Source organism: Lacticaseibacillus camelliae DSM 22697 = JCM 13995, from assembly GCF_001436615.1.
Lineage (GTDB): Bacteria > Bacillota > Bacilli > Lactobacillales > Lactobacillaceae > Lacticaseibacillus > Lacticaseibacillus camelliae.
On sequence record NZ_AYZJ01000048.1, the window covers coordinates 1 to 12787 of the forward strand.

Sequence of the window (12787 nt, forward strand, 5' to 3'; positions counted from 1 at the left end):
GATCACAAATTCAAGACCTAAAACCTAGTTCCAAGCCCTTGACTAATCGTAGGAAAAAGGCTGAGACATCATTACCCTAGTCGCGTTTCACAAAGCAACGCCCAGACACGCAAACGCCCCTGCGTTTTGGGCTAAAACCGCTTTGTGTCTCAGCCTTGATGTGCTAGCAGGTCTGCCCTGCCACAGTGGTACCTTGCTTAAACGCCGCCAAGACCTCACTGCCTTGGGCGATCCGCATCTGGTTATCCAGCGCGTGGGCGTTGTCCTTAATGGAGATGCTGCCGTCGTGGTAATCGATCGAAAGGCCCGGGTTGAAGAAAATCATGTCGTAGTCCGAGGTCCACAGGTGAAGCCCCGCGGTATTTTCCAACCGCACCGCGTAATCCGGATCGGGCGCATCGAGCACAATCAGCGTGAACTTGGTGCCGATGCTGCAGGCGCCGCCTTGCAGCGAGTACTTACCGCCGCCGTCATCGGTGATCAGCGCGATGTCCTTGTTCGCGAGTCCTTTTTTGGTCATCAACGCGACAAACGCCTCGCTTACCGTAATTTTTGCCATGTGGCGTCCTCCCTAACTCTTCGTCCCTAAATCTTCTGCTGAATATCATCAATGGTGACCACAAGCAGCCGCGTCAGCCACGGGAACTGCTTCTTTTTCTCGTCAAAGGCAGGGCCGCTGGACTCGAACCGCGCGCGGCCGTGCACGTGAAACCCCGCGCCGGGGCCCACCGTGCCTTCGACCTCCTTGCTGCCGAAGGTCACGGTCACGCGGTCGTCAGTTTTGGCCGCTTCCTCGACGCTGTGCATACCTGCAGCCGGAATGTGCAGCTCATTGCCAACCACTGAGACATAAGACATCCAGGTGTTCACGACCGCGGCCGGCTGCGCGTACGGCGAGACAATCGTCACTGGGCCTTCGTGCTTCAGTACCGCTAAGAATTTTTCGTTCATGATGCGACCTCCTCCTGATTTCACTTACATTTTATCACCAAAAAGCCGACCACGCCTATCCGGTTAGACATCGAGATCTATCCTGCAGCCGAAAAAGGTAGACGCTGCGGCCTGACAGCGCAAGCACTTGCCGAGCGCCGCGATTAAAGCAATTCCTGCAGCGCCGCCACCAGCGCGGCGGCATCCCCGGTCCAGACGTAATCGGACTGCGCCATGATTGGCGCCTTGGGGTCGCGGTTGGCAGAGATCACCAGCTTGCTTGCACTCATCCCCACCTGGTACTGGACGGCCCCTGAAATTCCCAAGTTAATGATCAGATCCGGTGAAACCGTGACGCCACTTTGGCCGATTTGCTGCTCGGCGGTGAAATCGGGCCGGTCGGTCAGCGGCCGACTGACCCCGATGCTGGCGCCGAGCTTTTCCGCCAGCTGCCGGGTCCCAGCAATCACGGCGTCCTTATTGGCGCCGCGGCCGAGGGCAATGATCTTGCGTGCGCCACTCAGGCTGGTGGTCGCGGCAATTTTCACCGCGGTGTTCTGGACCGTGCAGGCGGCATCAGGCGCAACAGTGGCAGGCACGCGCTCAATGCGGGCCGGACCACCAGTCGCTTTTTTCGCGGAAAAGGTATTCGGCCGCACCGACGCCATCTGCGGCCGGCGCTCCGGGCAGACGATCTCACACATCACATTATCGCCATACGACGGCTTGACCGCCACCAACAGGTCTTGCTCGTAGTACAAGTCAAGGCAGTCGGCAGTCAGGCCAGTTTCGAGCTGGTCCTGAACGCGCGGCGCCAGCGACCGGCCTGCCGGCGTGGCGCCGAACAGCACCGTGTTGGGCGTGTGGGCCTGGATCAACGCGGTCAGCTGTTTGGCCTGCGTGCGGTCAGAGGCGTGAGCAAACCCGTCATCTTGCACCACAATGATTTCGTCCGCGCCGTATTGAGCCAGCGTGGCCTCACCGTGTTGCGCCGGCGTTTCAAGCACAACAGCGGCCACCGCGCGCCCGTTGGCAATGGCGCGGGCCTTAGTCAGCAGCTGCAGGGTGACCGGCGCGATCCTAGCGCCTTCAAATTCAGCGATAATCCATAACGCATCTTTCGTGATCATGTTCCGGCCTCCTTACAGCAAGCCCTGTGCTTGCAAAATGTTCAGCAGCTCCCTGGCCGCGGCTTGCGGGTCCTGCGGCAGCGGCTTGGCCGCACGCGTGGTCGGCTGGGGTGCGTAAACCTTGCGCACGATGGTCGGCGAGCCTGCCTGACCGATGCGCTTGACGTCCAGTGTCAGGTCCTGATCGGTCCAGGTTGTCAGCGGCTTAGTCAGACTCTGCTGAATCGCCACCGGGCTTTCGTAGCGCGGCTGATTGGCCTCGGCCCGCACGGTGATCACCGCCGGCAGCGTCAACTGCACGCTTTGGGTCTCAGCGCCCAGGTCCCGGTCCACCACCAAATGCTGGGCATCCAGCGGCTGAATTTTCTCGGCAAACGTGGCCTGTGGTTGGTCCAGCTCGGTCGCCACAATGGGCCCGACCTGGCCGGTATCCGCGTCCACAGCTTGGCGGCCGAACAGCGTCAGGTCGACGCCGCCAATTTTGCGAATGGCCTGTGCCAAGACATAGCCCGTCGCCAGCGTATCTGAGCCGGCAAAGGCGCGAGATGACAACAGGTACGCGGAATCCGCCCCCATCGCCATGCCGTCGTGCAGAGTTTCCTTAGCGGCGTCTGGGCCCATCGACAGGAGGATGACCTCGCCGCCAACCTGTTCGCGCAGGCGGACGGCCGCCTCGATGGCATTTTCGTCGAAGGGATTCATCCGCCCGTCCATGCCTTCACGCACGAGGTTGTGCGTGATGGGGTCAAATGACACTCGGTTAGAGCCGGGCACTTGCTTAATGCAGACGACGATTTTCATCTAGACTTCCTCCTTTTTCAGCTCAGCCTGGGCAATGGCCGTGCGCATTTTCTCGACTGTGCCCTCGGCAATTTCCAGCGCCCGCGCGTCAAGCATCAGATGGGCCAGCGGGTAGTCGTTGGAGTAGCCATAACCGGCGTACACCTGCAGCGCGTCGTCGCCGGCAGCCACCGCCGCGCGCGAGCCGTGGGCCTTCGCCATCGCAGCCAGCTCCGAATACGGCTGCCCCTGCGCCTTGGCAAAGGCCGCCCGCTCCCACAACAGCTGCGTGGTTTCCTGGTTGATCTTGATGTCGGCAAGCTTGCGCTGAATCGCCTGCATTTGGCCGATCGGCGTGCCCAGCGCGGTGCGTTCGTTCGCGTACTTGGCGGCGAGGCTCAGCGCGTGCTGCATAATGCCGGACAGCACCGCCCCCATCAGGATCCGGGCGTCGTCGTGCGCATGGTCGCCGATCACACCGCCTTGCCCGACCTGGCCGAGCAGGTGGTCGTCAGCCACGCGCACGTCGGTGAGAAAAATTTCGCCGATCGGCGTGCCCCGCAGGCCGATGAAATTCTCCCGCTTGCCAAACGCAAACCCCGGCATGTCCTTATCCACGACAAACACCGACAGCTCCTGGTCACCGGTTTTGACCAGCACACAGTAAACCTCCGCCAGTGTCCCGTTGGTGATCATCACCTTATTGCCGTTAAGCAGCCAGCCGCCGGCCACGCGCTTGGCCGTGGCCTGGATCCCCATGGGGTTAGAACCTCCGGTCGACTCGGTCATGCCAAACGCAAAAATCCGGTGTGTCGCTTGCGGCAGCAGCGTTTTTTTCAGCGCGTCATTGCCGTACTTCAGGACGGCAGCCACGCTCTTGTAATGACCTTCCAAAGTCGCGGCCACGCTGGCGCTGCCCTTGGCGATCCGCTCGATCATCGCTGCCGTCACCTCGGGGCCAAAGCCCGCCCCACCGTATTCAGTCGGCAGCATCACCGTCAAAAAGCCGGTTTGGATCAGCTTGTCGACCAAGCCGTCCGGGTAGCGGTTCGTGTGCGCCATTTCCAGGTCGTAAGGCGCCAGCTCCGCGTCTGTGTATTTCGCCGCCATCCGCAGCAGCATCTGTTCAGGTTCCGTCCATTGCCGTTCCATATCGAACCTCCGCTTTCCGTGGCGCAACTCGTGAAGCGCGCCACAAGTACACTCAATACCCGCAGGTTAACATATTTTATTTGACCGGAACTGACCTGTTTTGAACCCAGCCATATCCTTTTACGGCATGAAAAAGGGCCGGACAAAACCGACCCAAAATTGCTTGTTCAATTACTCGCCAAGTGGCTGACCCGCCTGATCAACGCTTGCTAACCACGCGCGGGCGAAATCCTCGTCGTGCGCCGCGTCGAAGAAGTAAAGCGCAACGTCCGCCGCGGTATCCTCATCAAGGGCCACTTTTGGCATCGCGTGACCCTGCGTCAGCGCATCAAACAAACCGATATTATGTGCTCGGCAGTACTGCAGCCACGCCGCCGCCGCGGCTGGCAATTCACTAGGCCCCGTCATGTTAAGCGCTCTCCTTCTCCAATTATCGACTTCAGTGTAGCGCCCTTTGTCGTTATTGTAAACGTTTACTGACTGCCCTATACCAATTACCGTTTCATCCTTTGCTTCGACTTGCTTCTGCCGTGAGCACACGCCCAGCCAATTTCAGCCCATCAGCACCCGTAATGATCCTTAACGCGTATAAAATCAGGTTAGAGGCGGAAAATAGATAATAAAATTACACTTGTGTTTATTTAGTGAGGCGATAGAGTGCGTCTGCGTAAATCGCAGTGGCTTGAATAAGGTCGCTGACCCTCATATATTCATTGGCCTGGTGAACGACCTCTTCGTCCTCCGGCATCTTCGGCCCATACGCCACGCCGCGTGGAATACTGCGCGCCAAGGTGCCGCCGCCGTAAGTCAGCCCGTACCCGGGCTTGCCGGTGTGCGCGGTGTAAACATCCAGTAGTGTCTTGACTAACGGATCGTCCAGCCCAACGTAGTGAGGATCCTTATTATCCCGAATCCTTGCGCTGACCCGTTCAGGCCCAAGCGTCGTGACAATCTGCTTGCGCAGCGCTTCAATCGTGACGCCTTTAGGATACCGAAGATTGGTCAGCACCGTCTGGGCCCCGCCTGGCTCATAACTAAAGAGGTCCGGGCTTTGCGTCAGCTCGCCCATCACGTCATCGCGATACGCGATTTTGAGGTGATGACCCCGCGTATCCTGGTGAAAATACCGCGCGATTGTCTGCAGGTACTGGGCCCCTTGGGCATCAAAGGCGAACGGGGCGAGAAATGCCGCCAGATAGGTCCCTGCGTTCAGACCGTCGGCAGGCTCTTTGACATGCGCGGCCTTGCCCGTTAACCGAATCGTGACCTTCTCCTTTGCGCCTGTCAGCGTCGCCGTCACATGGTGGGCCGTGCAATATGCGGTGAGTTGGGCTTGAAGATCTTGGGGCAGCGCCCCGCTGATCACCGCTTCGGCATACTGCGGCACCACATTCATGGCCGAGCCGGCCTGAAAGTGCTCTAATCGCAGCGTTGCCGGGCGGTCAGGAACCGACTTGAAGGTCACGATAATGCTGGAGATTCCTTTCTCGGCATTCAGCACCGGAAACTGCCCATCTGGCGAAAAACCAAGATCTGGGATCGGCTGGTCCTTGAAGTACCGGTGCAAGCCGGTCCAGTTGGTTTCCTCGTCGGTATCGATAATGAAATGGATCCGCTTGTGCAACGGGACCCCGGCGTCGCGCAGCAACTTGAGCGCGTAATAGGCGGCGATGCTCGGTCCCTTGTCATCGGCCACGCCGCGGGCGTATAACTTCCCGTCGCGCAGGGTCGGCGTGTACGGATCAGTCACCCAGCCGGTGCCGGCGGGGACCACATCCACATGCCCAAACAAGCCAAAAATCTCATCCCCACTGCCCAACGCAATGCGCCCGACCACGTGATCCAGATCAAGCGTGTCAAAGCCATCCCGCGTTGCAATGGCTAAAAATGCCTCAAGCGCCTTGCTGGGTCCTGGGCCGGTGGGTGAGTCATCGCTGGCATGCGCCACATCGCGTTCCGAGTTGATCTTCAGCAGCGTTTTCAAATCTGCCAAGATCTCCGTTTGATATGCCTCTGCTGCTTTTTGCCAATCAATTGCCATCATTATCACGCTTTCGTTAGCTTAAAACTTGTAGTCCCACGCCGGTAGTACGGCGCCCTTGTACACTTTTTTGATCACTTTCTTGATCTCAGGGCTTTGGTAAGCCTTCACGATCTTCTTGTAAGTTGGATTATTCTTGTCCTTCTTCTGGGCCACAATGATATTGACCCACGGCTTGTAGGCTTTGGTGACTTTCTCGCGATAGATGGCGTCCTTGGGATTCAGGCCGGCATCAACGGCAACCCCGGAGCTAATGACCGAGGCGGAAACATCGTCAAGCGTCTTCGGCAGCTGCGCCGTTTCCAGCTCCTTAATTTTCAGGTGAAGCTTGTTTGACTTGATGTCGTGAATCGTTGGCAGCTTCTTGTTGTCCAGCGTGATCAGGTGCGCTGAGACCAGGACCTTCAGCGCCCGCCCTTCGTTCGTGGCATCATTAGGGATTGAAATTGTCGCCCCTGGTTTGAGGTCTTGCAGCGACTTGACCTTCTTGGAATAAACCAGCTGCGGGGCAATCAGCGTGTTCCCAATCGGCTGCAGGTCTGCGTGATGCGACTTGTTCCAAATGCTCAGGAAGTAATAATGCTGGAATGCGTTAAGGCCAATGTCGCCATCGTTCAGCGCGACGTCGGCCCGGTCGTCTTGAAACTGGACAGGTTTGATGATGATCCCTTCTTTTTTGACCTTCTTCGCCACGGCCTGCCAAATCTGTTGATCCGCGCCAACAATCCCGACCTTGACCGTTTTCGTCTGCGTCTCACTGGCCTTGGCCTGCTTGCCGCACCCTGCCACCAAGAACGCCACTGCCGCGACAGCCATAATCAATTTATACCGTAATTTCATCTTTTCATGCCTCCATCATTCCTCATTGTGTTTTAATTGCCTGGACTTCAGTGCGCTAGGTCTGCCCAGAGCGCCGGTACTCTCGAGAATCAACCATGACCATTCCTCCCACCAAAAAAGCCCGCTTCTAACCGTGTTAGAAGCGAGCATTGTCGCGATACCATTCTAAATTCAGCTATTAACTAGCCCTTTTGCACGCTAATGGGTGCTAACCAGCCTGGTCTTGAGCGACTCTCGACCAGACGTTTTTTTGATTGGGCAGGACGGTGGGAAAAGAAAAAGCCCACCCCTAACTAATGTTAGAAGTGAGCTTACCCACGGTACCATTCTAAATTGACCGCCTCAGCGATCCTCGACAACAGACAATCATCTGTGTGCATGGTAATGGGTGCCAACCATCACAGCCTCGCCAATCACGGTTCAGTGTGCCAATCTCCTTTGAGCCATCTTCACGCCAGGAAACTGGCCTGCTTCCACCATCCGCAGGTTCTCTGTGCAGCCCCAGCAACGCTACTCACTCAAAAACGTTTCGCCTTGTTTAATTTAGGGCCTAGTCTAGCAACTCTGATTGGGGGTGTCAACGCCTCCGTTAATTAAATTCTCACCGAATTTAAACCATCTCACAATTTTAGGCGTTAAAATAACAAAAATTACCCATATACAGTCTGCATAGCGTATTCATCGATGGTTCGAAAATGAGATAAAAACAATAATGCGCTCATTCTTGGCTTGACAAGACTCCTGCCACGGTCAATAATGACGTCAATTTAGTGAGTCAATCAGCAGCAAGATGAGTACCCTGTGCAGCGCCTCAAGAGAGCCATCGGTTCGGTGCAAGATGGCGGCCACACCCGGGGGAATATGGTCCTGCAGAAGCTCTGCCGCCAAGTTTGTGCGAAGCGGCAGCGGGTTCGCCCGTTACAGGGAAGGCGTATCATCGGGTACGTCATGAGGGATCGCGTGTGAGCGCGGTCTAAACAAAGGTGGCAGCGCGAACGCGGTTTCGTCCTTGGTCAAAAGACCAGACGAGACCGCGTTTTTTATTTTGAAGGAGGAGCAACATGACAAAATTAGCAATTGTAACTGGAGCAGGGCAAGGCATTGGTGAAGGCATTGCGCACCGCCTGGCCAAAGACGGCTACGCGATCGCGGTCGCAGACATCAACGCGACAACGGCAACAAAGGTGGCCGCTGACCTGACCGCCGCGGGCGCATCGGCAAAGGCCTACCAGCTCGATGTGGCTGACCGCGATGAAGTCTTTGACCTGGTCAACAATGCCGTTAAGGATCTCGGTGAGCTCGCCGTGTACGTCAACAACGCCGGCGTGGCCTTTATCGAAACTTTCGTCGACTCCAAGGAAGCCGACGTCCGGCGCCTGATCGACGTCAACCTGCTGGGCACCTACTGGGGCATTCAGGCCGCCGGCGCGCAGTTCAAGCGGCAAGGCCATGGCGGCCGGATCGTCAACGCGGCCTCCCTGGCCGGTTACGAGGCCTCTGCCCTGCAAAGCGCCTACTCCGCCTCAAAGTTCGGCATTCGCGGCTTGACCCAGTCCGCCGCCAAGGAATTTGCCAAGGACAAAATTACCGTCAATGCCTATAACCCCGGCATCGTGCGCACCAAAATGCGCGATGCCATCGACAAGAAAACAGCCGCAATCAAAAACAAGACGATCCAGCAACAACAAGCGGACTGCCTGAAAGAAATCGCCATCGGGCGCGAAGCCACCCCTGCCGACGTCGCCGAAGTAGTGGCCTGGTTCGCCAGCCCCGCGGCCGGTTACATTACGGGTCAGTCTCTGCAGGTCGATGGTGGCATGCGGTTCCACTAAAACGGGAAAAATCTATTGTCCTGCGCAAGTGTTCCACGACCCACCCTCTGGGTTCGTCGGCGTACAATGTATTCGTCGGGAGGAATCATCCCGACAGTAGTTCTCCCGTTCTCCTCATGCTCCTCATACGGAGGCTGCCTTCCCCCAAAGGCAGTCTCTACTTTTGCCAACAACGTCAACCGGCACCAGCGATGAGAAATTCGTCGCTGGTGCTCTTTTAGTCCTCAATTATGACGCAGACGTACGACCGTTTCACGTGAAACACTGGCAGCGAGCCAAGGCTCTGCCCCTGTTCATCCGAACCGAGATACCCCCCACCGTACTGGCAATCAGCCCAATTGTGCCAGACAAGGCCCGTTTCCCAATTCGTACAAAAAAGAGCATCACAGCTGCGTCTCAACCAGTCATGAGGCAACAGCTGCAATGCTCCCTAAAAGCCATCAACGACCACGGCGTCGGTCACGGTCGGACCGAAAGATGTGCGAAACATTATCCATCGCGCTGCCCACCTGATCTTCGGCGTGCGGCACCTGGTTCTTGGCGCTGGGAATGTTATCACGCGCGTCGCTCATGAAGCCGCTGTGGTGTCTGCCCGAAGAACTGCCTTGGTTACTGGGCATTAGTCGCCAGATAAGGAGCGCAACGAAGCCAATCAGGACAAACTTAACTGCCGCAATGATCCAAGTGACGACCGTGACCACCAGGCTAATCAAGAGAAGAATTAGGTGGTAGGCCAAGATCAGTGCCACCACACCGAGTGCAATCCAGCCAATGATTTTAAGAATCTTTTTCCAGTTCATTAGTCGCGTACCCGCCGTTTCCAGTCTGCCAGACCGAGAATTGCCATGAAGGCGGCAATGGCTAACCCAGCAGCATTGAGGCCAGTGTTGGTTTGGTCACCAGTGGTTGGTAAACTGTGCCTGCCCTGGTTCTGCGCCTGTTTAGTCGCACGATTAAATGAAACTATATTGCCGAACTTGTCGACCATTTGACCATTCACGACTTTCCAGCCAGCAACCGGTTGCTGATTGTGATCGACCACCGCGTTGTCGCTGATGTGATAACCGCCCTGTTGTGCCTGAGCCTCTGAATCGATCCGGTGCTGCTGACGGGCCACATTGGCGGCAATGGTCTCAGCATTTTCCGCCCGCCTCAGCGCACGTTGAGCAGCTGTCAGACGGTGCTTCGCTGCCGCCAAATTGGCGTTTGCCGCGGCCAACTGTGCCTGGGCTTGGGCAGTTGTACTCTTAGCTACATTCAGTGCTGGCGTCAGCTCAGCCACAGTCTTTTCAGCGGTAGCATAGTCACTCTGCGCCTTAGTCAGTGCCTTCTGCGCAGCAGTCAGATTAGCCTGAGCCGTGACCAAAGTCTTTGGCGCATTAGTCAGCGCAGTGACCTTGTCCTGAGCAGTCTTAACGGCTGCTTGGGCCTTGGCCAAAGCGTCGTTGGCCGTTGTTTCGGCAGTCTTGTCGGCTGCGACCTTCTTTTGGGCAGCGGTCAGAGCCGTCTTGGCTTCAGCCAACTTGCTTTGAGCCGCGGTGAGGGCGTCGCTAGCTGTCTTCGCATCGGCATTCGCCTTATCCAGCGCTGCTTGCTTGGTGGCGGTGTCCTGCTGACTGGCAGCATAGGCGTCTTTGGCTGCTTGCAGAGCTGCATCAGCAGTGGTTTTAGCGGTCTGCGCCTTGGTCAGATTGTCCCGGGCAGTCTGAACAGCCTTGTCAGCAGCGGCCTTAGTTGCAGCAGAACTGCTTGCAGACTTGGCATCAGCCAGCGTCTTAGCCGCGGCGTCAGCCTTGCTTTGAGCAGCACTTTTCGCCGCTTTAGCAGCTGTCAACGCAGTTTGCGCGGCTGCGTTAGTTGCCTGAGCAGTGGTCAAAGCAGCCTGTAGGGTAGTCGTATCAGAGACAGTAGTAGAAGTGCTGGCCACCCCAGGGGTCGCGATCGGGGTTGCGTCAAACTTGGCTTTATCGGCGAAGACGCTGGCAACGTTTGGGACGAAGGCCATCCGATACATCATGATGTGATTGCCGTCATGACGACTGGCCATTGGTCCGAATTCGCTGTCCCAGACCCCGAAGTAACTCGGTGCGCCGTTTGTATCGGCCTGAAGCTGCGATTGGGTGAGGCCAAGTATTTGCTTAGCAGCAGTCATGGCAGTGTCATTAGAGGCGGCGCTGGTCGGGTTTGCATATTGATCCAAATAAAGTGTGAACAACTTTTGCATGATCATGTCATCCAAAACCAGCTGCTTGATATTCTTCATACTGCGAGTCGACTGGCCCTCAACCAACTGTGCAATTGCCGTGTCCTCATCGTCAGAATGTGCGTTAGGGGTGGCAGTGACCGTGCTGTAAGCGATACCGGTACGATTGGAAAGATCAGTTGCTGGTTGTGTAATGTCGGCCCCAGATTCGAGTGTGGCATACATTTTTGCAATGTCGATGGCGTCTTGGTTCAGTTCAACATGCCCGACCGTGCCAGAAATGCCAAGTGCATCGCGCAACGCATTGATCCCACCAGCAATGGTTTGCTGAATTTCAAGCAGTTGACTCGCGTTCATGCTTTCCAAAGCATTATTAGTCCCATTGATCGTATCAAAGGTTGTGCTATCATCAGCAGCCTTACCGATGTAGCTCAGCTTAACGGAACTGCTATCTTGTAGGGCATCACTGATTTTCTGCATGGCAGCGCCCAGTGCATTCTTATCGCTGGGTGTTTTCTTGTAAACGGTCAAGTAGTTCTGTACAGCGGATTTAAGGGCTGTAGAGACTTTGGCAGTCACGACGTTGGCGGTAGTCGTAGTGCTTGACTGCAAGGCGTTCTGAGCTGCAGTGAGCGCAGCAACGGCTTGATCAGCTGCGGTCTGCTTGGCAGCAGTGTTGGCCTTAGCGACAGTCAAGTTTGACTGAGCCTGAACGTTAGCGGTAGTGGCGGCCTGAATAGCGTCATCATTGGTCGCCTCGGCATCTGCGGCTTTTTGTTTAGCCTGAGCTTCGGTCAGATTCTTTTGCGCGTCAGTCACGTTCTTGGCTGCGGTCTCGTCCTTAGTCTGAGCAGCCTGAACGTTGCTCCCAGACGTCCTTGTATCCATTGCTGCCTTGGCCTGGTTAACGACCTTGTTAGCGGCATCAGCAGTTTTCTGAGCTGAAGTAACAGCGGACTGTGCCTGGTCAACGGTGTTTTGTGCCTGCGTTTCAGCGGTTGTATCCGTTGCCGTCTGAGCCTTGGCGGTATCCACATTGCTCTGTGCCTTGGTTTCAATATCCTGGGCCGTCTTAACAGCGGCTTGAGCGTCTTGGATCCCAGCTGGGGTCGCCTTCGCAGCACTCTTTTGCGCTGCATCAACCGCCGTTTGAGCTTTGTTCACATCAGATTTGGCAGTCGTCACAGACGTCTTCGCGGTATCAACCTGCTTCTGGGCCGTATCAACTGACTTCTGAGCAGCATCTTGCCCACTTTTTGCCGTGTTGTATGTGGTCTGAGCCGTTTTCTGTGCAGCCGTGGCCGTATTGACATTGCTTTGTGCTGCCGTGACAGCTGATTGTGCTTTTTCGACTGGAGTTTGACTCTTGGCCGTTGCCACCGTCGAGTGAGTTGTCTGACTAGGAGACTAGGAGCCTGCGTACCAGCAGCACTCGGTGCAGACGTCGCCGCGTGAACGGCATTGGCGCCCACCCCGGTAGCAGCCATTGCCGCTACTACAGCGGCAGTTAACACAAACTTGCCCTTTGCTTGTTTACTTTGCTTACTCGATTCTTTCAACATAGTGTCTCCTCCTAGATGATGGCCAAACTCATTCGCGTAGTCTTATTGATACATGCAATAAAATCATCATCCGCCATCGTCTCGATATTAAGGCACATTGCCCAAGAGACTATGTAAATTTGCGTATCTGCGTTGTATATTGTGCCCAATCTTTATGCATCGTGTTTCACTTGGGCCGAGTCACTTTTCTAATTCACGAAAATAGCCGTCCCTGTTGAGGAACGGCCTGTGTACTAGCTTAAATTAATCAATCTTTTATGCGTTCCTCAATTTTCAAGTCAAGTGCAACGATGATAACGAATCCTTGATAGTGGTCT

General features: G+C 56.1%; 11 protein-coding genes. 1 reads left to right on the forward strand and 10 read right to left on the reverse strand.

Features of this window, described 5'->3' with window-relative positions:
* Positions 1 to 163 precede the first annotated feature (163 nt).
* From FC75_RS08450 to FC75_RS08485, 8 genes are all read right to left on the reverse strand, one after another.
* Positions 164 to 559, reverse strand: coding sequence for an iron-sulfur cluster biosynthesis family protein (locus FC75_RS08450; protein ID WP_056989636.1), 396 nt, complete (start codon positions 557 to 559; stop codon positions 164 to 166).
* 26 nt (positions 560 to 585) lie between these two features.
* Positions 586 to 951, reverse strand: a complete 366-nt coding sequence (locus FC75_RS08455; RefSeq protein ID WP_056989637.1) for a hypothetical protein — start codon at positions 949 to 951, stop codon at positions 586 to 588.
* A 143-nt stretch (positions 952 to 1094) separates the two neighbouring features.
* On the reverse strand, positions 1095 to 2060 hold the full coding sequence (locus FC75_RS08460) for an electron transfer flavoprotein subunit alpha/FixB family protein (protein WP_191982039.1): 966 nt from the start codon (positions 2058 to 2060) through the stop codon (positions 1095 to 1097).
* Between the two features lie 12 nt (positions 2061 to 2072).
* Positions 2073 to 2861, reverse strand: a complete 789-nt coding sequence (locus FC75_RS12905) for an electron transfer flavoprotein subunit beta/FixA family protein (RefSeq protein ID WP_054665642.1) — start codon at positions 2859 to 2861, stop codon at positions 2073 to 2075.
* On the reverse strand, positions 2862 to 3992 hold the full coding sequence (locus FC75_RS12910; RefSeq protein ID WP_056989638.1) for an acyl-CoA dehydrogenase family protein: 1131 nt from the start codon (positions 3990 to 3992) through the stop codon (positions 2862 to 2864). It abuts the gene before it with no gap.
* Between the two features lie 171 nt (positions 3993 to 4163).
* Positions 4164 to 4400: a hypothetical protein gene (locus FC75_RS08475; protein ID WP_054665638.1), complete on the reverse strand. Its 237-nt coding sequence runs from the start codon at positions 4398 to 4400 to the stop codon at positions 4164 to 4166.
* A 229-nt stretch (positions 4401 to 4629) separates the two neighbouring features.
* A complete protein-coding gene (gene pepV, locus FC75_RS08480) occupies positions 4630 to 6033 on the reverse strand; it encodes a dipeptidase PepV (RefSeq protein ID WP_056989642.1) in 1404 nt (467 codons plus the stop codon).
* 21 nt (positions 6034 to 6054) lie between these two features.
* A complete protein-coding gene (locus FC75_RS08485; protein ID WP_056989639.1) occupies positions 6055 to 6873 on the reverse strand; it encodes a MetQ/NlpA family ABC transporter substrate-binding protein in 819 nt (272 codons plus the stop codon).
* A gap of 1061 nt (positions 6874 to 7934) precedes the next feature.
* Between FC75_RS08485 and FC75_RS08490 the strand changes: the two genes are divergently transcribed.
* Positions 7935 to 8705, forward strand: coding sequence for an acetoin reductase (locus FC75_RS08490; protein WP_054665635.1), 771 nt, complete (start codon positions 7935 to 7937; stop codon positions 8703 to 8705).
* 440 nt (positions 8706 to 9145) lie between these two features.
* On the opposite strand, the gene FC75_RS08495 is transcribed toward FC75_RS08490, so the two are convergent.
* Together FC75_RS08495 and FC75_RS08500 are read right to left on the reverse strand one after the other, a co-directional pair.
* Complete coding sequence (locus tag FC75_RS08495; protein ID WP_054665632.1) at positions 9146 to 9505, reverse strand: hypothetical protein; 360 nt, start codon at positions 9503 to 9505, stop codon at positions 9146 to 9148.
* Positions 9505 to 12288, reverse strand: a complete 2784-nt coding sequence (locus tag FC75_RS08500) for an LPXTG cell wall anchor domain-containing protein (RefSeq protein WP_056989640.1) — start codon at positions 12286 to 12288, stop codon at positions 9505 to 9507. The genes FC75_RS08495 and FC75_RS08500 overlap by 1 nt, the downstream gene beginning before the upstream one ends.
* Between the last annotated feature and the right edge of the window lie 499 nt (positions 12289 to 12787).

What these genes read in the sequence shown, in the direction of transcription:
- FC75_RS08490 (WP_054665635.1), top strand. Translation starts at nt 7,935, where the DNA reads ATGACAAAATTAGCAATTGTAACTGGAGCAGGGCAAGGCATTGGTGAA.
- FC75_RS08460 (WP_191982039.1), bottom strand. Translation starts at nt 2,060, where the DNA reads ATGATCACGAAAGATGCGTTATGGATTATCGCTGAATTTGAAGGCGCT.
- FC75_RS08455 (WP_056989637.1), bottom strand. Translation starts at nt 951, where the DNA reads ATGAACGAAAAATTCTTAGCGGTACTGAAGCACGAAGGCCCAGTGACG.
- pepV (WP_056989642.1), bottom strand. Translation starts at nt 6,033, where the DNA reads ATGGCAATTGATTGGCAAAAAGCAGCAGAGGCATATCAAACGGAGATC.
- FC75_RS12905 (WP_054665642.1), bottom strand. Translation starts at nt 2,861, where the DNA reads ATGAAAATCGTCGTCTGCATTAAGCAAGTGCCCGGCTCTAACCGAGTG.
- FC75_RS08485 (WP_056989639.1), bottom strand. Translation starts at nt 6,873, where the DNA reads ATGAAATTACGGTATAAATTGATTATGGCTGTCGCGGCAGTGGCGTTC.
- FC75_RS08495 (WP_054665632.1), bottom strand. Translation starts at nt 9,505, where the DNA reads ATGAACTGGAAAAAGATTCTTAAAATCATTGGCTGGATTGCACTCGGT.
- FC75_RS08450 (WP_056989636.1), bottom strand. Translation starts at nt 559, where the DNA reads ATGGCAAAAATTACGGTAAGCGAGGCGTTTGTCGCGTTGATGACCAAA.
- FC75_RS08475 (WP_054665638.1), bottom strand. Translation starts at nt 4,400, where the DNA reads ATGACGGGGCCTAGTGAATTGCCAGCCGCGGCGGCGGCGTGGCTGCAG.
- FC75_RS12910 (WP_056989638.1), bottom strand. Translation starts at nt 3,992, where the DNA reads ATGGAACGGCAATGGACGGAACCTGAACAGATGCTGCTGCGGATGGCG.